The organism is Paenibacillus sp. FSL R10-2771 (assembly GCF_038000205.1).
Classification (GTDB): Bacteria; Bacillota; Bacilli; order Paenibacillales; family Paenibacillaceae; genus Paenibacillus_AQ; species Paenibacillus_AQ phytohabitans.
This window is the reverse complement of record NZ_JBBOBM010000001.1, coordinates 7437983-7457551: the sequence shown is the minus strand read 5'-3', so window position 1 is coordinate 7457551 and position 19569 is coordinate 7437983. Positions and strand designations below refer to the sequence as shown.

At 50.8% G+C, this 19569-nt stretch carries 14 protein-coding genes and 3 rRNA genes; 16 read left to right on the top strand and 1 reads right to left on the bottom strand.

The features are described from left to right. The first annotated feature begins 176 nt into the window (after positions 1 to 176). The 6 genes from gyrA (at position 177) to NSU14_RS32285 (ending at position 10134) form a co-directional block, all read left to right on the top strand. Positions 177 to 2723: a DNA gyrase subunit A gene (gene gyrA / locus NSU14_RS32310; RefSeq protein WP_340948497.1), complete on the top strand. Its 2547-nt coding sequence runs from the start codon at positions 177 to 179 to the stop codon at positions 2721 to 2723. Positions 2724 to 2869: 146 nt separating this feature from the next. Further along, entirely contained in the window at positions 2870 to 3970 is a 1101-nt protein-coding gene (locus NSU14_RS32305; RefSeq protein ID WP_340948496.1) for an HD-GYP domain-containing protein, read from the top strand. A gap of 377 nt (positions 3971 to 4347) precedes the next feature. Next, a 16S ribosomal RNA gene (locus NSU14_RS32300) occupies positions 4348 to 5905 on the top strand. A 384-nt stretch (positions 5906 to 6289) separates the two neighbouring features. Beyond that, positions 6290 to 9217 (top strand): 23S ribosomal RNA (locus tag NSU14_RS32295). Positions 9218 to 9344: 127 nt separating this feature from the next. Next, a 5S ribosomal RNA gene (rrf, locus tag NSU14_RS32290) occupies positions 9345 to 9461 on the top strand. The 16S, 23S and 5S rRNA genes sit together here, the layout of an rRNA operon. A 259-nt stretch (positions 9462 to 9720) precedes the next feature. After that, on the top strand, positions 9721 to 10134 hold the full coding sequence (locus NSU14_RS32285) for a hypothetical protein (protein ID WP_039305704.1): 414 nt from the start codon (positions 9721 to 9723) through the stop codon (positions 10132 to 10134). 84 nt (positions 10135 to 10218) lie between these two features. Here NSU14_RS32285 and NSU14_RS32280 read toward each other — a convergent pair whose 3' ends face one another. Continuing rightward, positions 10219 to 10743, bottom strand: coding sequence for a hypothetical protein (locus NSU14_RS32280; RefSeq protein WP_042132673.1), 525 nt, complete (start codon positions 10741 to 10743; stop codon positions 10219 to 10221). Positions 10744 to 10952: 209 nt separating this feature from the next. On the opposite strand from NSU14_RS32280, the gene NSU14_RS32275 reads away from it, so the two are divergent. The 10 genes from NSU14_RS32275 to rsmI all read left to right on the top strand — a co-directional run bounded on the left by NSU14_RS32275 (position 10953) and on the right by rsmI (position 18752). Beyond that, entirely contained in the window at positions 10953 to 11138 is a 186-nt protein-coding gene (locus NSU14_RS32275) for a sigma factor G inhibitor Gin (protein WP_039305710.1), read from the top strand. A gap of 220 nt (positions 11139 to 11358) precedes the next feature. Then, the gene (locus tag NSU14_RS32270; RefSeq protein WP_340948495.1) at positions 11359 to 13107 is read left to right on the top strand and encodes an aminotransferase class I/II-fold pyridoxal phosphate-dependent enzyme; all 1749 of its coding nucleotides are present in this window, start codon (positions 11359 to 11361) and stop codon (positions 13105 to 13107) included. Further along, positions 13108 to 13749 carry a dTMP kinase gene (tmk, locus tag NSU14_RS32265; protein WP_076248539.1) on the top strand — a complete coding sequence of 214 codons (642 nt, stop codon included), beginning with the start codon at positions 13108 to 13110 and terminating at the stop codon, positions 13747 to 13749. 114 nt (positions 13750 to 13863) lie between these two features. Continuing rightward, positions 13864 to 14193 carry a cyclic-di-AMP receptor gene (locus NSU14_RS32260; RefSeq protein WP_036723983.1) on the top strand — a complete coding sequence of 110 codons (330 nt, stop codon included), beginning with the start codon at positions 13864 to 13866 and terminating at the stop codon, positions 14191 to 14193. A gap of 40 nt (positions 14194 to 14233) precedes the next feature. Continuing rightward, on the top strand, positions 14234 to 14677 hold the full coding sequence (locus NSU14_RS32255) for a YaaR family protein (RefSeq protein ID WP_039305718.1): 444 nt from the start codon (positions 14234 to 14236) through the stop codon (positions 14675 to 14677). A gap of 17 nt (positions 14678 to 14694) precedes the next feature. After that, positions 14695 to 15669 carry a DNA polymerase III subunit delta' gene (gene holB / locus NSU14_RS32250; protein ID WP_042132675.1) on the top strand — a complete coding sequence of 325 codons (975 nt, stop codon included), beginning with the start codon at positions 14695 to 14697 and terminating at the stop codon, positions 15667 to 15669. Positions 15670 to 15818: 149 nt separating this feature from the next. Beyond that, positions 15819 to 16619, top strand: a complete 801-nt coding sequence (locus NSU14_RS32245) for a PSP1 domain-containing protein (protein WP_039305726.1) — start codon at positions 15819 to 15821, stop codon at positions 16617 to 16619. A 31-nt stretch (positions 16620 to 16650) separates the two neighbouring features. Then, the gene (yabA, locus tag NSU14_RS32240; protein WP_039305729.1) at positions 16651 to 17013 is read left to right on the top strand and encodes a DNA replication initiation control protein YabA; all 363 of its coding nucleotides are present in this window, start codon (positions 16651 to 16653) and stop codon (positions 17011 to 17013) included. Between the two features lie 60 nt (positions 17014 to 17073). Then, positions 17074 to 17850, top strand: a complete 777-nt coding sequence (locus tag NSU14_RS32235; RefSeq protein WP_340948494.1) for a tRNA1(Val) (adenine(37)-N6)-methyltransferase — start codon at positions 17074 to 17076, stop codon at positions 17848 to 17850. Next, complete coding sequence (gene rsmI / locus NSU14_RS32230; RefSeq protein WP_340948492.1) at positions 17847 to 18752, top strand: 16S rRNA (cytidine(1402)-2'-O)-methyltransferase; 906 nt, start codon at positions 17847 to 17849, stop codon at positions 18750 to 18752. Before NSU14_RS32235 ends, rsmI begins: the two co-directional genes overlap by 4 nt. Positions 18753 to 19569: the final 817 nt, after the last annotated feature.

The window sequence follows — 19569 nt, the reverse complement described above, 5'->3', positions numbered from 1 at the left end:
TTCTTGTCTTTACAGTCTATGTACTGAAGACACCAGCGGAAAGGGCGTATATCCTTATCCGTACTAAAAGAAAATCAATATAGAAGATAAAAGGCTATCATGTTTAATTGTGCTGCTTTTGTGAAAGTAATATAATAAAGGGTAGCGGTTTTTAACTGAAGGAGGTCCACCAACTCATGGCTGAACAAAATAACCCGCAAATCAGGGATCGGGACATTGGCGTGGAAATGCGCGAATCCTTTATGGATTACGCAATGAGCATCATTGTAAGCCGGGCTTTGCCGGATGTGCGGGACGGACTTAAGCCTGTTCACCGACGCATTTTGTTTGCGATGTCGGAACTTGGAATGTCCTCGGATAAACCTCACAAGAAATCAGCGAGAATCGTCGGTGAGGTTATCGGTAAGTATCACCCTCACGGTGACTCGGCGGTTTATGAAACAATGGTACGTATGGCACAGGATTTCTCCATGCGCTATATGCTCGTAGACGGCCACGGAAACTTCGGCTCTATTGACGGAGATATGGCAGCTGCGATGCGTTATACCGAAGCGAGGCTGTCCAAAATTGCCGGAGAAATGCTCCGCGATCTGAACAAAGAAACGGTTGACTTCGCTCCCAACTATGACGGTGAAGAGAATGAGCCTGTAGTATTGCCGGCGCGTTACCCTAACCTGCTTGTGAACGGGGTTTCGGGGATTGCGGTCGGTATGGCTACCAATATTCCTCCGCACAATCTGGGTGAGGTCATTGATGGTGTACAGGCAATGATCAAGAATCCTGACATTACGCCTATGGAGCTTATGGAATATATTCAGGGCCCGGATTTCCCGACGGCCGGTTATATTTTGGGCCGTGAAGGTATCCGTCAGGCTTACCGCACTGGACGCGGATCGGTTACTATGCGTGCCAAAGCGACGATTGAAGAGAATAACGGTAAAGCTCGGATTATTGTGCATGAGCTTCCTTACCAGGTCAACAAAGCCAGACTGGTTGAGAAGATTGCTGAATTGGTGCGTGAGAAACGTATCGAGGGCATTACGGATCTGCGTGATGAATCTGACCGTAACGGAATGCGTGTAGTCGTTGAAATGAGACGTGATGTGAATCCTAGCGTCGTGCTCAACAACCTCTACAAACATACCTCAATGCAGTCTACTTTCGGGATTAACATGCTGGCTATCGTCAATAATGAACCGAAGATTCTGAACCTGCGTGATGTGCTGTATCATTATTTGCAGCATCAGATCGAAGTTATCCGCCGCCGGACCGTATTTGACCTGAAGAAGGCGGAAGCCCGGGCGCATATTCTGGAAGGCCTGCGTGTTGCCCTCGATCATCTGGATGAGGTTATTGCTCTTATTCGTGCTTCACGGACAACAGATATTGCCCGTGAAGGCTTGATGGAGACCTTCAGTCTAAGCCTGGAGCAGGCTCAGGCGATCCTCGATATGCGGATGCAGCGCCTGACCGGTCTGGAACGTGAGAAGATCGAGAATGAATATAACGAATTGCTCGCCAAAATCACTGAATACAAGGAGATTCTGGCTAACGAGCATCTCGTACTGGAGATTATCAGCAATGAGCTGCAGGAGATTCGTGATAAGTACTCTGATGACCGCCGTACGGAAATTACGGTTGGGGAAGAGAGTATTCTCGATGAGGATCTGATTCCGCGTGAAGAGGTTGTAATCACGATTACACATACCGGTTACATCAAACGTCTTCCGGTCAGCACTTACCGCAGTCAGAAGCGCGGCGGCCGCGGGGTAATCGGGATGGACACCAAGGACCAGGACTTTGTGGAGCATCTCTTCGTGAGTAACTCCCACAACTACCTGATGTTCTTCACCGACAAGGGTAAGGTGTACCGGATTAAGGCTTATGAGATTCCGGAGCTTGGCCGCACCGCCCGGGGAACGCCGATCATCAACCTGATTCAAATTGAGCAGGGCGAGAAGATTAGTGCGGTAATCCAGGTGGAGGAAGCGGACAGCGACAAATACCTGTTCTTCGCTACCCGTGAGGGAATCGTGAAGAAGACACCTCTGGAAGACTACAACAACATCCGCAAGGGCGGTCTGATAGCGATCAATCTTCGCGAGGAAGATTCACTGATCGAAGTGAAGCTGACAGATGGAGAGCAGAATCTGATTATCGGTACGGCACGCGGAATGTCGATTACTTTCTCGGAGAGCGATGTCCGTTCCATGGGCCGCAGTGCTACAGGGGTTAAGGGTATCACGCTTGACGACAATGACCATGTCATTGGTATGGACTGTGTGGACAAGAAGCTTGAAGTGCTGATCGTAACAACCAAGGGTTATGGTAAACGGACGCCTGCCGGCGATTATCGTTCCCAGACCCGTGGCGGTAAAGGCATCAAGACCATTAACCTTACAGATAAGAACGGACCGGTTGTGGGGCTGAAGGTTGTCAAGAATGACGAGGACCTGATGATTATTACAACGAGTGGAACACTGATCCGGACCAGCATGGATGGAATTTCTACCATGGGCCGTTATGCGCAGGGTGTTAAGCTGATTAATATCCGTGAGGATGACGCAGTTGCAACGCTGAGCAGAGTAGATAAAGAGGAAGATGACCAGTCCGAGCAAGAGGATGGCGAAGAAATTCAAGGTACAGTAGTGGAAGGCAATGGCGAAGTCAGCGAGCCTGAAGCGGAAACTGATACCGGGAACGAAGACGATAGCGTCGAATAATCCTTTGCAGCAAAAGCATGAGTTTCTGATTATAGAAGCTCATGCTTTTTTATTTATGGAATGGAAGTCCTCTCTCTAGCCGCTTGCCGGGTTACATACTATAATTAGAGAATTACAGGTGTCACAGAAATAAAGGGGCTGAATTTATGCCAAACATATCCGTTGGAGAGATCAAGGCGGGATCAAAGATTATTAAGGATGTAATTACTCCTTTGGGAGGAGTGTTATTCGGTAAAGGCAAGATCATACTTCCGCGGGATATTGAGATTCTCCAAGCTTTTTTGATAGGACAAGTTGAAATTGAGGGAGTTCAGGGAGAGGACAAAGCCCCAGAGGTGTCCAAACCGCCAGCGAAGCAGCAGACCGCCAAAACAGGTGCGCTGATCAATGAGTCCGTACTAGCCAAAAGTAATTCTCCGCTTCATGATGAATATGAGAAAATGCTGGTGCTTATCAAGCAGAGCTATCGTGCAGCAACCGCAGCGGTACTTCCGATTTTTGAATTACGGAGCCAACTGGAGCTGTTGATCAGCCATTTGAAGGATTATCATGTCCTGAAGTTTACACCGCGTGTCCTGTTTGACCAGGATTATAATTATCATAACGCTGTATTATCTGCCCTAACTTCATATAAAATTGCCCAGTGGTGCGGATATCCGCAAAAGGATTGGATGCAGGCTGCCTTTGCCGGCTTGCTTCATGATATAGGTAACATTAAGGTAGATGAGACTTTGCTGCACAAACCGACTCCCCTGACGGGTGCGGAGATAGAAGAAGTACGCAGGCACACCACTTATGGATACCAGCTGCTGCGTAATGTTACAGCAATCAACGAAGGCGTCAGACTAGCCGCCCTGCAGCATCATGAGAAGGTCGACGGTTCCGGTTATCCGCTTAAGCTGGAAGGCACCCAGATTCACTTCTACGCCAAGATTGTTGCAGTAGCCGATATCTTTCATGCCATGACGCTTGAAAAGGCCTACAGAAAGGCTCAGTCGCCTTATCTGGTACTGGAGCAGCTTCAGAAGGAGAGCTTCGGGAAGCTCGACCCGGTTATTGTACAAACCTTCATTCAAAAAACAACGGATCTGTATAATGGCACACGGATACGGCTCAGCGACGGGCGTCACGGAGAAATCATCTTCACGGATCGCACTAATCCCACAAGACCAATGGTTCAGGTAGAGGGCAGGATTGTGAATCTGGTCAATGAACGCGAGCTGCATATTCAGGAGATTATTGCTTAAGGGGAAGCGCGTACGATGAACAGAAGCTATGTCATCTGTGGCTGGCCGCGTATGGGCGGTTATTAGGGGCATAGCTTTTATAATTGATTTCAAAATAATGCTTGCAATCAGAATCCATACATGATATATTCTATTTCTGGCCGCGAAACATCAACGCCGAGCTCGAAAAAGAAGTTGAAAAAAGAGCTTGCATTGATCGGCTGGATGTGATATATTATAAGAGTTGCTGGTGACGCGATGAGCGGCGCTGACAACGAGCTTGATCTTTGAAAACTGAACAACGAGTGAGTATCGGAAATCACGAAAGTGACTTCCAAAAAAGAGAATGAAAATTCTCGTCAGATGTTTCAAAATGAGCAATCGCTCTTTCTAAATACAATTTGGAGAGTTTGATCCTGGCTCAGGACGAACGCTGGCGGCATGCCTAATACATGCAAGTCGAGCGGAGTAAGAATGGAAGCTTGCTTCCATTCTTACTTAGCGGCGGACGGGTGAGTAACACGTAGGCAACCTGCCCTCAAGACTGGGATAACTACCGGAAACGGTAGCTAATACCGGATAATTTCTTTCCTCTCCTGAAGAGAGAATGAAAGGCGGAGCAATCTGCCACTTGGGGATGGGCCTGCGGCGCATTGGCTAGTTGGTGGGGTAACGGCTCACCAAGGCGACGATGCGTAGCCGACCTGAGAGGGTGAACGGCCACACTGGGACTGAGACACGGCCCAGACTCCTACGGGAGGCAGCAGTAGGGAATCTTCCGCAATGGGCGAAAGCCTGACGGAGCAATGCCGCGTGAGTGATGAAGGTTTTCGGATCGTAAAGCTCTGTTGCCAGGGAAGAACGTCCGGTAGAGTAACTGCTACCGGAGTGACGGTACCTGAGAAGAAAGCCCCGGCTAACTACGTGCCAGCAGCCGCGGTAATACGTAGGGGGCAAGCGTTGTCCGGAATTATTGGGCGTAAAGCGCGCGCAGGCGGTCATTTAAGTCTGGTGTTTAAACCTTGGGCTCAACCTGGGGTCGCACTGGAAACTGGGTGACTTGAGTACAGAAGAGGAAAGTGGAATTCCACGTGTAGCGGTGAAATGCGTAGATATGTGGAGGAACACCAGTGGCGAAGGCGACTTTCTGGGCTGTAACTGACGCTGAGGCGCGAAAGCGTGGGGAGCAAACAGGATTAGATACCCTGGTAGTCCACGCCGTAAACGATGAGTGCTAGGTGTTAGGGGTTTCGATACCCTTGGTGCCGAAGTTAACACAGTAAGCACTCCGCCTGGGGAGTACGGTCGCAAGACTGAAACTCAAAGGAATTGACGGGGACCCGCACAAGCAGTGGAGTATGTGGTTTAATTCGAAGCAACGCGAAGAACCTTACCAGGTCTTGACATCCCGATGAAAGCATTAGAGATAGTGCCCCTCTTCGGAGCATCGGAGACAGGTGGTGCATGGTTGTCGTCAGCTCGTGTCGTGAGATGTTGGGTTAAGTCCCGCAACGAGCGCAACCCTTGACTTTAGTTGCCAGCAGGTGAAGCTGGGCACTCTAGAGTGACTGCCGGTGACAAACCGGAGGAAGGTGGGGATGACGTCAAATCATCATGCCCCTTATGACCTGGGCTACACACGTACTACAATGGCCGGTACAACGGGAAGCGAAACCGCGAGGTGGAGCCAATCCCAGCAAAGCCGGTCTCAGTTCGGATTGCAGGCTGCAACTCGCCTGCATGAAGTCGGAATTGCTAGTAATCGCGGATCAGCATGCCGCGGTGAATACGTTCCCGGGTCTTGTACACACCGCCCGTCACACCACGAGAGTTTACAACACCCGAAGTCGGTGGGGTAACCCGCAAGGGAGCCAGCCGCCGAAGGTGGGGTAGATGATTGGGGTGAAGTCGTAACAAGGTAGCCGTATCGGAAGGTGCGGCTGGATCACCTCCTTTCTATGGAGAATCGTCACCTGCAACGGTGACATTCAAATCGGAAGCGTAAGCTTCCAAAACTCAGGTCTAGGCCTGTTACTCACTCGTTGGTCAGTTTTGAGAGTTTAAGCTCTCATCTTTAAACTGTCTGAATTTTCGAACATCACAGTCGTGATTGTCCCGAAATTTCAGCACCTTGATCCTTGAAAACTGGATACCGAAAAAATTTGCGTTTTAGAACATCTTTTAGCTGAAACTTGTGTAAGCAAGTTGAAATAGTTATTAGTGCAGAACGAAGGTTTTCGATTGTGCAGCGACCTTTGGCTTTGAATGTGTTGGTGAATGGAGCAATCCATGAGCGGCATTCAAAACAAGATGAGCAAGCAAGCGAAACACCGGAGTGACGGTTAAGCTAATAAGAGCACACGGAGGATGCCTAGGCGCCAGGAGCCGACGAAGGACGTGGCGAACAACGAAACTGCCTCGGGGAGCTGTAAGCAAGCTTTGATCCGGGGGTGTCCGAATGGGGAAACCCAGCTGTGGTAATTCGCAGTTACTCGTATCTGAATACATAGGATACGCAGAGGCAGACCAGGGGAACTGAAACATCTAAGTACCCTGAGGAAGAGAAAACAATAGTGATTCCGTCAGTAGCGGCGAGCGAACGCGGAACAGCCTAAACCAAGGGGCTTGCCTCTTGGGGTTGTGGGACGTCTCACATGGAGTTACAAAGGAATATGGTAGGCGAAGAGGTCTGGAAAGGCCCGCGATAGAGGTAAAAGCCCTGTAGCCTAAACTGTGTTCTCTCCGAGACGGATCCCGAGTAGTGCGGGGCACGTGAAACCCCGTATGAATCCAGCAGGACCATCTGCTAAGGCTAAATACTACCTGGCGACCGATAGTGAAACAGTACCGTGAGGGAAAGGTGAAAAGCACCCCGGAAGGGGAGTGAAATAGAACCTGAAACCGTGTGCTTACAAAAAGTCAGAGCCCGATCTATGGGTGATGGCGTGCCTTTTGTAGAATGAACCGGCGAGTTACGTTTAACATGCAAGGTTAAGGTGAGAAGCCGGAGCCGCAGCGAAAGCGAGTCTGAATAGGGCGACTAAGTATGTGGACGTAGACCCGAAACCGTGTGATCTACCCCTGTCCAGGGTGAAGGTGCGGTAACACGCACTGGAGGCCCGAACCCACGCATGTTGAAAAATGCGGGGATGAGGTGGGGGTAGCGGAGAAATTCCAATCGAACTCGGAGATAGCTGGTTCTCCCCGAAATAGCTTTAGGGCTAGCCTCGGTGAATGGAGTGGTGGAGGTAGAGCACTGATTGGGTGCGGGGCCCGCAAGGGTTACCAAGCTCAGTCAAACTCCGAATGCCATTAACTTCTTGCCGGGAGTCAGACAGTGAGTGCTAAGATCCATTGTCAAAAGGGAAACAGCCCAGACCATCAGCTAAGGTCCCCAAGTGTGTGTTAAGTGGGAAAGGATGTGGAGTTGCACAGACAACCAGGATGTTGGCTTAGAAGCAGCCACCATTGAAAGAGTGCGTAATAGCTCACTGGTCGAGTGACTCTGCGCCGAAAATGTAACGGGGCTAAACACACCACCGAAGCTATGGCTAGATGCTTTGCATCTGGGGTAGGGGAGCGTTGTATGCAGGTTGAAGGTGTACCGTAAGGAGCGCTGGACAGCATACAAGTGAGAATGCCGGTATGAGTAACGAAAAGATCAGGGAGAATCTGATCCGCCGAAAGCCCAAGGTTTCCTGAGGAAGGCTCGTCCGCTCAGGGTAAGTCGGGACCTAAGGCGAGGCCGAAAGGCGTAGTCGAAGGACAACAGTTTGAAATTACTGTACCACCGTAATCCGCTATGAGCGATGGGGTGACGCAGGAGGGTAGTGACGCGGACTGATGGATGTGTCCGTCTAAGCAGTGAGGCTGATGTGTAGGCAAATCCGCACATCACTAAGGCTGGGCTGTGATGGGGAGCGAAAATTGTAGTAGCGAAGGTCATGATCTCACACTGCCAAGAAAAGCCTCTAGCCAGGAGAAGGTGCCCGTACCGCAAACCGACACAGGTAGGCGAGAAGAGAATTCTAAGGCGCGCGGAAGAACTCTCGTTAAGGAACTCGGCAAAATGACCTCGTAACTTCGGGAGAAGAGGTGCCTCGGTAGGGTGAATAGCCCGAGGGGGCCGCAGTGAAAAGGCCCAAGCGACTGTTTAGCAAAAACACAGGTCTGTGCGAAGCCGCAAGGCGAAGTATACGGGCTGACGCCTGCCCGGTGCTGGAAGGTTAAGGGGAGTGGTTAGGAGCAATCCGAAGCTGTGAACCGAAGCCCCAGTAAACGGCGGCCGTAACTATAACGGTCCTAAGGTAGCGAAATTCCTTGTCAGGTAAATTCTGACCCGCACGAATGGCGTAACGACTTGGGCGCTGTCTCAACGAGAGATCCGGTGAAATTTTAATACCTGTGAAGATGCAGGTTACCCGCGACAAGACGGAAAGACCCCATGGAGCTTTACTGCAGCTTGATATTGAATTTGGGTACGATCTGTACAGGATAGGTGGGAGCCGTTGAGGCAGGAGCGCAAGCTTCTGCGGAGGCGCCGTTGGGATACCACCCTGATCGTATCTAGGTTCTAACCTAGTGCCCTAATCGGGTACGGGGACCGTGTCAGGCGGGCAGTTTGACTGGGGCGGTCGCCTCCTAAAGAGTAACGGAGGCGTTCAAAGGTTCCCTCAGAATGGTTGGAAATCATTCGCAGAGTGCAAAGGCATAAGGGAGCTTGACTGCGAGACCTACAAGTCGAGCAGGGACGAAAGTCGGACTTAGTGATCCGGTGGTACCGCATGGAAGGGCCATCGCTCAACGGATAAAAGCTACCCTGGGGATAACAGGCTTATCTCCCCCAAGAGTCCACATCGACGGGGAGGTTTGGCACCTCGATGTCGGCTCATCGCATCCTGGGGCTGAAGTAGGTCCCAAGGGTTGGGCTGTTCGCCCATTAAAGCGGTACGCGAGCTGGGTTCAGAACGTCGTGAGACAGTTCGGTCCCTATCTGTCGTGGGCGCAGGAAATTTGAGAGGAGCTGTCCTTAGTACGAGAGGACCGGGATGGACGTACCGCTGGTGCATCAGTTGTTCCGCCAGGAGCATGGCTGAGTAGCTACGTACGGACGGGATAAGCGCTGAAAGCATCTAAGCGTGAAGCCCCCTCAAGATGAGATTTCCCAATTAGTAAGACCCCTTGAAGACGACGAGGTAGATAGGTTGGAGGTGGAAGTGCAGCAATGCATGGAGCTGACCAATACTAATCGGTCGAGGGCTTATCCAAATTTTTAATACGCAGATTCGTTTCGGATTCAGTTTTCAGGAATCAAATTCCTGAACGCAACGAAATTCATTCACACATCCGTGATGAACCGAATTTCAAGCGGCAGCGTCTGTTTCACAGACGCATGTTTGGTGGCGATAGCGGAGGGGTTCCACGCGTACCCATCCCGAACACGACCGTTAAGCCCTCCAGCGCCGATGGTACTTGGACCGAAGGGTCCTGGGAGAGTAGGACGCCGCCAAGCACATGAAGCCATTGTTGAGCAATCGACAATGGCTTTTTTGTTTATATAGTGAGAAATAGAGGGCAAATAAGCAGAAACAATAAATGAAACGCTTACAAACGAGTGACATTTTTGTTACCGACGTGTCGATAGTTCCAAGTATAATAGAAAAGTGCAAATATTAAGCAGAGGCCTTAATACGAATGAACTACAGATAAATTCTAACTTTGAATTTTCTTGCGTCTTTAGATGCATGGTAGAGGTAAGGAGGATTTAAGGTATGAAGCGAACCCAACCTTTATGGATATTAGTTATTCTTTGTATAGTTGGAGTTATGCTGGCCGGCTGCGGAACGAAGGAGCCGGCCTGGGAGACTTTTGACGGTGCGCTCAATGAGAAAAGCTTTCCCGTTCCTAAAGAAGCCAGTTCCCCCGACAGGACCACTACGAACGTGGCCATGGATTATGTAAGGTACTCTTTGCCAGGGCTGAAAGAGAAGAAGGGTGTACCTGAGCCTTATCTGGAGGAGATCAAGGCATGGGGATGGGAAGAGCAGAGTAATGAGGATTCAGGAAGCTCACGCGTTTTTCAGAAGGAAGGACTTATTGTACACTTAACCGTGCATGATGGCTACTTCATTGTAATGATCCCGAAGGAAAAGAAAGTCACCACCAAAGGATTAAAAAGCAAATAAAAAAATCGCCGTCCGTGTAGGGATGGCGATTTTTTTATGTGGGATGCAAGTTGAATATGCGCCCGTATGTATGATCGCTTAAGATTATTGGGCGTAATAGGAGGCATCCGCCGGATTAAATTTCAGCATGCCGTCTTTCCCTTCGCTGCGCAGCCGCAGAAGAGTATACAGGCGGGGCAGCAGCAGCCAAAGATGGCATATTACTAAAGATGCGGTAAATGCAGGCGGTGCCCAGACGATAAAGAGCGCTGTAATACAGAGACCGATCCACAGGTTATGCATCTGTACTTTGCGGAAGATGCCATAGTTGATATATTGATCAGGCATATAACCGGGCCAGGGCAGGTGCAGGGACATTTTCCACCGTTTTACGATAGGGTGACCGGAGATCAGCAGAACTGAACGTGAAATAACATATTGAATCCACAGCATTACGGGTCCGGCAATAATCATGAACAGAATGCTTAGCCAGGACAGGAAAACTGTCTCCAGCACAAGGAACACAAAAGGAAGCGCAATATAGACCCGCAGCAGGGATGCGGAAATATTAATTTTTTTGATAAGCTTGTATTGATAGAATGTAGCAGCGCCTTTGGTGTTTGGTTCCATAAAGAAAATTCAGACCTCCTCACAAGTTCTCTTGTTATTAATATCGGCCTAACCGTGTGTTTTATTAAACCCGGGATCCGATACACCGAATGGGCATTAGGCGAATATATATATTTCAGGCTATGAAGGATTAGGAAAAAACTATGAAAAGGTTTAAAATGATAGAAGGTGTACCATACTGATCTTAAAAGAGTCAAGGTGGGATGAATATGGAACAGCAAACCGCACAGGCCTGCATCATCTGCGGGCAAGAAAAGGAAGAGGGCATTGTGATTGTCTCGCATTTCATCTGTGAAGATTGTGAGAGTGAGATGGTGCGCACAGAGGCTGAAGATGCCAAGTACCGTTTTTTCATTGGCCGGATGAAGAAAATCAATCTGCAGAAGAATGCTTAACCCGAGAACAGCAGCAACGATTTACAAGTAAGTATATAAAGAGCGGGCGGTGGATGTGTGTCGCGTTGGCTGCAAATAAAAGAGTTCCTCTAACGGTTTCTCCGCCAGGGTCTGGTGTGGGAAGCCGTTTTGTTGTTTCGGGAAGACTTTGTGCATAATAATAGGCGTTTGGGTATATTTGCGTTAAAATAGAAGGTAACCCCCAGGGAAGGAAGAACAAATGAACAATTTACAGCCTGGCAGGGCACCTGTATACGAAATGCTGGAACAATATAGACTTAAGGGCAATATATCTTATCATGTGCCGGGGCACAAGAATGGCGAAGCTTACCTGAATACCGGCGGTGCAGGGTATCTGGCTGACGTGATGCGCTATGATGCGACCGAGATTACCGGAACGGATGATCTTCATCATCCTGAAGGGGTAATTCAGGAGGCACAGGAGCTGGCGGCGGATTGTTTCGGCGCAGAGGAGAGCTTCTTCCTGGTTGGCGGCAGCACAGCGGGGAACCTTGCACTTATCCTGACCGTTTGCTATGAGCCGGGAATGCTGCTTATTCTGCAGCGTAATGTCCACAAATCTGTAATCCACGGACTAATGCTGGCCGGGGCACATGCCGTGTTCCTGGAGCCGCAGATGGATCCTGGCAGCGGGCTTGCGGTGGCACCGGCGGCAGAAACGGTGCAGGCTGCACTGGCGGCATATCCGCAGGCTGCCGCCGTACTGGTTACCATGCCGAATTACTACGGCATGGGCAGCGATCTTGCGCCCCTCGCGCAGGCCTGTCACGACAGCGGGATTCCGCTGCTGGTGGATGAGGCGCACGGGGCGCATTACGGCCAGCACCCGGCGCTTCCAGCCGGGGCCCTTGCCTGTGGCGCGGACGGCGTGGTGCAGTCCACGCATAAGATGCTGACGGCGCTGACGATGGGCGCCATGCTGCATGTGCAAGGGCCATGGCTCGACCGCGCGCTGCTTCGCCAGCGCCTCGCCATGGTGCAGAGCTCCAGCCCATCATACCCCGTGATGGCTTCGCTCGATCTGGCCCGGCGGCTGCTGCACAGCCAGCGCGCCGGTGCTTTCACGGCGGGACTCACCGCCGTGGACGTCCTGCGGCGCGGCCTGGCTTCGCTGGCGCGCTTCCAGCTGCTGCAGCCCGCCGGGCCGCTGCAGCGCACCTGCGGCGATGCTGACGCCGCAGAGACAGATACGCCGCCGCCGTGCGGGGCGGCGTACGGGACACAGGACCCCTTTAAGGCCGTCATTTATGACGCCGCCGGGGTCCTGGGGGGCTTCGAGCTGCAGCGCAGGCTCGAAGAAAGAGGGATCGTGCCGGAGATGAGCGACGACCGGCACGTAATACTGGCCTTCAGCCTCGGCTCGAAGGCAGAGGATGCAGCGGTGCTGCTGGAGGCGCTGCGGGATATCGCGGCGCAGACAGCCTGCGGGGTGCCGCAGACGGAAGGCACAGAAGCAGCCTGTGACTCCGGGGCCAAGTATGCTGCTGGTTCCGGCTCTGTTCTTGATGAGGCAGCAGGCGCTGGCCTTGTCGCTGCCTCTAGCCCTATCGCAGAATCTCAATCGGATCCCACCTCCATGACCATACTGGCGTCTGCATCATACAATAATGGGGAAGAGGCTATGTCAGCCTTTTCCAGCCCAAATTCCACGTGGAACAATTTCAGCGCATCGCTGATCTCAGCTCCGGTCCGGTTCTCCACGAAGCCGGTTGCCGCTGAGGAGACAGAGAGTATATCGCTTGAAGCAAGTGCGGGCAGGGTGGCGGCCGAAATGGTTATCCCCTATCCGCCCGGAATACCGCTGCTTTATCCCGGAGAGATCATAACAGAGTCCATATGCGGCAGGCTGGGCAGCCTCCGCGATGGCGGGGCTAAATTTCAGGCCTGTGCCGATCCCGCCTTACAGCATATTAAGGTATACAACATTCAGAAGGGCGGAGAAGTATAAGTGAAGCGAGATGGTTTCTTCATTACTCTGGAGGGAGGCGACGGCTCCGGTAAAACAACCGTACTCGGCAGAGTAGCGGCTTATCTGCAGAATCATTCCATGCCCTACTTAATCACCCGCGAACCGGGCGGAATTGAAATCGCCGAGAAGATCCGCTCCATTATTCTGGACCCGGCCCATACGGCTATGGATGCCCGGACAGAAGCCCTGTTATACGCGGCAGCAAGAAGCCAGCATCTGGCGGAAGTAGTCGAGCCTGCACTGCAGGAGGGGATTACTGTGCTCTGCGACCGTTTTGTTGACAGCAGCCTGGTCTATCAAGGCTATGCAAGAGGACTTGGCATCGAGGAAGTGTGGGGAATTAACCGGTTCGCGACCGGCGGCAGGATGCCTGACCTTACCTTCTATCTTGATGTTGATCCTGAGGTGGGATTGTCTCGGATAGCAGCCAATCAGAACCGGGAAGTCAATCGTCTGGATCTGGAAAGCCTTGAATTTCACCAGAAGGTTAAGGCCGGTTATCAGCTCGTGGTGGATTCCGATCCGCAGCGGATTGTTGTACTAGATGCCAACCGCCCGATCCATATGGTGGAGCAGGACATTGTACAGACACTGAAAGACCGGATATTAAAGGATTTCTAAGAGGTTTTGTCAAATAAACAATAGAGGTATAATGATTACACACAGACCTGCAGCGGGCTGGCTGCTGCTGCGAGAAATTCTGTGATTACACAACATGCAGGAGGGGAAACGAAGATGAATTTGATCATTGCAATTATCCAGGACAAGGACAGCAACCGGCTATCCAGTGAACTAGTCAAAGCGAATTTCCGTGCAACCAAGCTGGCCAGTACAGGCGGATTTCTGCGGGCGGGCAACACCACTTTTCTGATTGGGGTAGATGATATTCAGGTTGATGCAGTACTGAGTGTAATCCGCAACAGCTGTAAAGTACGTGAACAATTGGTCACACCTGTAACACCGATGAGTGGTACGACAGATTCATATTTGCCTCTTCCCGTGGAAGTTCAGGTAGGTGGAGCTACAGTATTCGTCCTTCCGGTTGATCGTTTCGAGCATTACTAACGCATAATATAGCAATAAACCATAAGGGCGGTAGATACCTTTGAAGATCAACCCGGGCTACAGGCCCTTAAAAAGTGAATTGTCGACCACGGAAGCTGACCGGCGGCCTGTTCAGCAAAAGAACTTTACCGATGTATTTCAACAGCAAAGTGAGCAAAAAACAATAGATGAACTGAACCGCCAGATTAAAGATATCCAGCAGCAAGGCGACCGGCTATCCAAATCCATGACCGTCCGTGAACTGGCTATCTACCGGAACATGATCAAACGGTTCCTGGAGGAGACCGCCCGCCGCGGAGTGATCCTGAAGGAGACCAAGGGCTGGGACCGGCGCGGCCGGGGCAAACGCTACAAGCTGCTGGATGAAATTGATGCCGCTCTGCTGAATATGGCAGATGATCTGCTGGACAGCGAGCAGGGCCGGATTGATCTGCTCGGACGGGTCGGAGAGATCCGCGGGCTGCTGATTAACCTTTCGTTCTGACAAACTTGGAGGAATATATGTCTTTTCATGATCTATTAGGCCAGGAGGATGCCAAGCGGCTGCTTCAAAATGCCTTACGCAAGGACGCTGTAAGTCATGCTTATCTGTTCACCGGCCCGCCAGGAAGCGGTCAGGTCAGAATGGCTATGACGTTCGCCCAAGCGATATTCTGCACGAAGTGCAAGGATGATGCCTGCGGAGAATGTCTGGAGTGCCGTAAGGTGGAGCATGGCAACCATCCCGATTTATCATTGCTGCGGCCCGACGGGGCGAGTATTAAGATTGACCAGATCCGTGAACTTCAGCGTGTTTTTTCCTACCGCTCGGAAGGAATTAACCCGAAGGTTTATATTATAGAAGGAGCGGACAAAATGACGGTGCAAGCCGCCAACAGTCTGCTGAAATTTCTGGAGGAGCCTCCTGCTCCTGCGGTAGGAATTCTGATCTCCGATAACAGCAGTTCCCTGCTGCCGACGATCCAGTCCAGAACCCAGCGCATTCCCTTTAGCCCGCTGCATCCGGATATTATGCTTCAGGCGCTGTCCAGTGAAGGGGTTCCGGTGCCGCTGGCACGGTGCGCGGTATCACTGACTGCAGGTCTTGACGGCTGCAGGGAACTTTTGGCACAGAATTGGTTTGCAGAAATGAGAAATCTAGTGTTACAATTAGCAAAGGAGTCTTTGGGCAAAGGCAGCTCCGCAGTAGCAACTGCAGGGCAGAAGGTGTTCAAGACCGGGCTTGGTGAACATTTGGATATTCTATTCAGCATGTTTCACTTATGGTTCAAAGATATGCTCTACTTCCTGTACCGAAAGCACGAAAGTATCGTTTTCATAGATCAGTTAGACTTCATTTCCAAGGCTGCCCGTCAGCGGAGTACGGAACAATGGGTGGCTTACATGGAATTTGCGGTGGAGAGCAAGCGCAGGCTCCGCTCCAATACCAATACCCAGTTGTGTTTGGAGCAGTTCTTAATCCGGTTAGAAAGTTAACAGGCCGGGTTATTTATGATAAATCCTCCGGATAAACGCTTCAGCACCTGGAAGTACGGGTTTAACGGATGAGGAAGGACAAGCATGAATCATCTGGGAAGCAGGCTTGCTTAAGGATTCCTTTTACCGGCAAACAAGGGGGTTAATTTTTGTACAGCGTAGTAGGTGTCCGCTTCAAAAAAGCGGGTAAAATATATTATTTTGATCCACTTGATTTCCCGATTGAGCGCGATCAATGCGTCATTGTTGAGACAGCAAGAGGGGTCGAATACGGTAAGGTTGTCGTTGGCAAAAAAGAGGTGCAGGAAGCAGACGTTGTACTGCCGCTCAAGAAGGTCATGCGTATTGCCGGTGAAACCGACGCCCGTGTGGTCGAAGAGAACAAAGGTGCTGCAAAGGACGCTTTTACCACCTGTTTAAATAAAATCCGCGATCATGGCCTCAAAATGAAGCTCGTGGATGTGGAATTTACGTTTGACCGTAATAAGATCATTTTTTATTTCACTGCCGAGGGCCGCGTGGATTTCCGAGAACTGGTTAAGGACCTGGCAAGTATTTTCCGAACCCGCATCGAGCTCCGGCAAATTGGTGTGCGTGATGAAGCCAAGATGCTTGGCGGACTTGGACCTTGCGGACGGGTGCTCTGCTGCTCCTCCTGGCTGGGTGATTTCGAGCCGGTGTCCATCAAGATGGCCAAGGACCAGAATCTCTCGCTGAACCCGACCAAGATCTCGGGATTATGCGGACGGCTGATGTGTTGTCTGAAGTTTGAGCATGATAATTATGAGAGCACGAAGGAAGAAATGCCGGCGGTAGGCAAAATCGTCGTAACCTCACTGGGTGATGGCAAAGTAGTAGGTATCAATGCCGGAAGCCGCACGGTTCATGTGCAGTTGTTTGAAGTGGGCAAAGTTAAAGAACTTCCAATGGATGATGTTGTCGTCAAGTAAACCATTATAAGGTTACTTTCGGGGTGGAAACTTGGAGAAGAAAAATATATTTGCACACATGCAGGAGATGGAAGCGCAGATGGATGAAATGCGCGCCACTCTAGGAGATTGGAAACAGACGGTTAAAGAGCTGATGGAAGCAAATCAGAAGCTTAGTCTGGAGAATGAGCAGCTACGTATCATATTGAAAAGGGAAGCCCCTCTGGATAAGGCCGCGCTTTCTGCTGAGGCGGAGGCTATACTGGCTGCCGAAGGCAAAGAAGAGGTTGTCGGAGAAGGTTACGATAACCTGGCCAGACTGTACCATGAAGGTTTCCACATCTGCAATGTCTATTTCGGGCATTTGCGGACGGAAGGCGATTGTCTGTTCTGCCTTTCTTTTCTTAATAAATGAGGATATCCAGCCGTAGGAGATTTTCGCCTACGGTTTTTTTTGAATTTGGAGGAATGTACAATGACCCATTCGTTTAACGATACCCCGGTGCCCTTGCATAGTGCAGAGCGGATCGATGACTTGCTAACCCATGATCTGCGGATTATCCAGAGTGATGAAGTATTCAGCTTCTCGATGGATGCTGTGCTGCTGGCCCGGTTCGCCAGTATACCGCCGCGCGGAAGAGTACTTGATCTATGCACCGGCAACGGAGTTATCCCTATGCTGCTGACCACGCGTACCAAAGCTTCTATTGAAGGGATAGAAATTCAGCCCCGTCTTGCCGACATGGCCCGGCGCAGTGTAGCCTTGAACAGGCTGGAGGAGCGGGTGCTGATCCATGAAGGTGATTTGCGGGAGCTGCATAATACCGCAGGGTATGGTGTATATGATGCAATAACGGTTAATCCCCCTTATATGCCGCTTAACGGGAGCGACCTGAAGCTGAATTCACATCAGGCCATGGCCCGTCATGAAATTGGCTGTACGCTGGAGGAGGTCATTCAGGCCTGTGTCCGGCTGGTCCGCACTGGAGGCAAAGTCAGTATGGTACATAAGCCGCAGCGTCTGGTGGATATCATCAGTCTAATGCGTAAGCACCGGCTGGAGCCGAAGCTGATCCGCTTTGTACATCCCCGTGCGCATCTGGAGGCGAATATGGTACTGATTGAAGCGGCGCGCGACGGGAAGCCGGAGGTGCGTTTACAACCGCCTTTAATCGTATATAATGAGGACAATCAATACTGCCCTGAGATAATGGATATTTATTATGGGAACAAAGAGGATAACAGCCAATGACGATAACCTGCCAAAGCAGCTTTCAAAATAATAATGATGGAGCAAAGCCCGAAGGATGCGGCTGTCTGTATCTGGTGGCTACTCCGATCGGCAATCTGGAAGATATGACGTACCGCGCGGTGCGCACGCTGAAGGAATGCGATATTATCGCCGCAGAGGATACAAGACAGACGCGTAAATTACTGAGCCATTTTGAAATTACACCCTCGATGCTTTTCAGTTACCATGAGCACAATAAGGCGGCAAGCGGACCTGAATTGATACGCTATATAATAGAAGGTAAAAATTTAGCCCTTGTCAGCGATGCCGGCCTGCCGGCGATTTCAGACCCTGGAGCGGACCTGGTAGCACTGGCTGTAAGTCATCAAATTCCGGTCATTCCGATTCCTGGAGCTAACGCGGCGCTGTCAGCTTTGATTGCTTCAGGATTGCCTACCGCCAGCTTCACATTTATCGGTTTTCTGCCCAGAGAGCGCAAGGATATCCGGGCCGTTCTGGCACCTCTCCGTGCTGCTCAAGGCACACTGCTCTTCTATGAATCACCACATCGTGTCGCTAAGACGCTGGTCCATTTGCAGGAAGCCTTCGGCAACCGCCGGGTTACACTGGCCCGTGAACTGACCAAACGGTATGAGGAGTTTCTGCGCGGTACGATTAAAGAGTGTTGTGCCTGGCTGGAGGAGCATCCTCCGCTTGGTGAGTACGTAATTGTGCTTGAGGGAGAGAGCAAAGAAGAGGCGGAGCTCGCCGAGTCCTCCTGGTGGCGGGAGCTGAGCATCGAAGCTCATGTTGCCCATTATGAAACATCAGGCTTGACGCGCAAAGACGCGATGAAAAAAGCTGCCTCTGACCGTGGCTTGGCCAAGCGCGATATTTATAATGCGCTGCTGGAGCGGGAATAAGGGGATAGCGTAACTGATCACATTATTGCGAGTTAAGCATCTGTTAGATAAACTCCGAAATAGCTCAGATGATTAGAATGCTTGATGAAATAATTGTATTCTGTACACTTATTTGGATATAATTATTCCTTATATTAGATATAAGTGTAGTTTGTACATTTATATTTATGGAAAAAGGATGATTTAGAGGATATGTATGGATATAATTGTATGAAATGCAACTAAATTAATCATCCGCTCACTTTGGCATTAAATAACTGTACAGAATGCAGCTATCCATTTTTTCCAAGACCGATTATCCAATATTGCACCTAAACATTTGCCCGTATCAACTGGCTACACCAGTGTTAACTGCCACTCTGACAGATAGCAATTCCCGCAGGGAGAGCGTGCCGCAGCACGAAGGTAACATGAAGGCAAATAACCAGCACGCACCAAAGTTGCTAATCGGCTCCGACTTAAAGCGATTCGTGCAGGGAGAGCGGTTCCACACTCCAACGTCACTCAAGAGCGTAACCGCACATCCGCCGCAAGAGCGAAGCGTGCGGCGAAACACTGCGCATGGCAAGGCCCTGAGGATGCACCTTCAGGGAGTCCGAAAAGGGCCGGTCCACCGCCGAACATGACTTCCTTCCGCCCCATCTGCACAGTTAACCAAGCTTCCGGGTGTCCAGAGGGCCGGGGCCCTTGGGGGCCTCCCTATAGGGAGGGTTTGGGAGGGTAAGAAGAAGTTAAGGATTATGATCTAAGGGTTATGAATTTAATAGTTAATGTTTAAATAGGGTAAAGGGGTATCCGGGGAAAGTCCCCGAAAAAA

Excerpts from the sequence above, each read along its gene's own strand:
- gyrA (WP_340948497.1), top strand. The coding sequence starts at position 177 with ATGGCTGAACAAAATAACCCGCAAATCAGGGATCGGGACATTGGCGTG.
- NSU14_RS32305 (WP_340948496.1), top strand. The coding sequence starts at position 2,870 with ATGCCAAACATATCCGTTGGAGAGATCAAGGCGGGATCAAAGATTATT.
- NSU14_RS32285 (WP_039305704.1), top strand. The coding sequence starts at position 9,721 with ATGAAGCGAACCCAACCTTTATGGATATTAGTTATTCTTTGTATAGTT.
- NSU14_RS32280 (WP_042132673.1), bottom strand. The coding sequence starts at position 10,743 with ATGGAACCAAACACCAAAGGCGCTGCTACATTCTATCAATACAAGCTT.
- NSU14_RS32275 (WP_039305710.1), top strand. The coding sequence starts at position 10,953 with ATGGAACAGCAAACCGCACAGGCCTGCATCATCTGCGGGCAAGAAAAG.
- NSU14_RS32270 (WP_340948495.1), top strand. The coding sequence starts at position 11,359 with ATGAACAATTTACAGCCTGGCAGGGCACCTGTATACGAAATGCTGGAA.
- NSU14_RS32260 (WP_036723983.1), top strand. The coding sequence starts at position 13,864 with ATGAATTTGATCATTGCAATTATCCAGGACAAGGACAGCAACCGGCTA.
- holB (WP_042132675.1), top strand. The coding sequence starts at position 14,695 with ATGTCTTTTCATGATCTATTAGGCCAGGAGGATGCCAAGCGGCTGCTT.
- NSU14_RS32235 (WP_340948494.1), top strand. The coding sequence starts at position 17,074 with ATGACCCATTCGTTTAACGATACCCCGGTGCCCTTGCATAGTGCAGAG.
- rsmI (WP_340948492.1), top strand. The coding sequence starts at position 17,847 with ATGACGATAACCTGCCAAAGCAGCTTTCAAAATAATAATGATGGAGCA.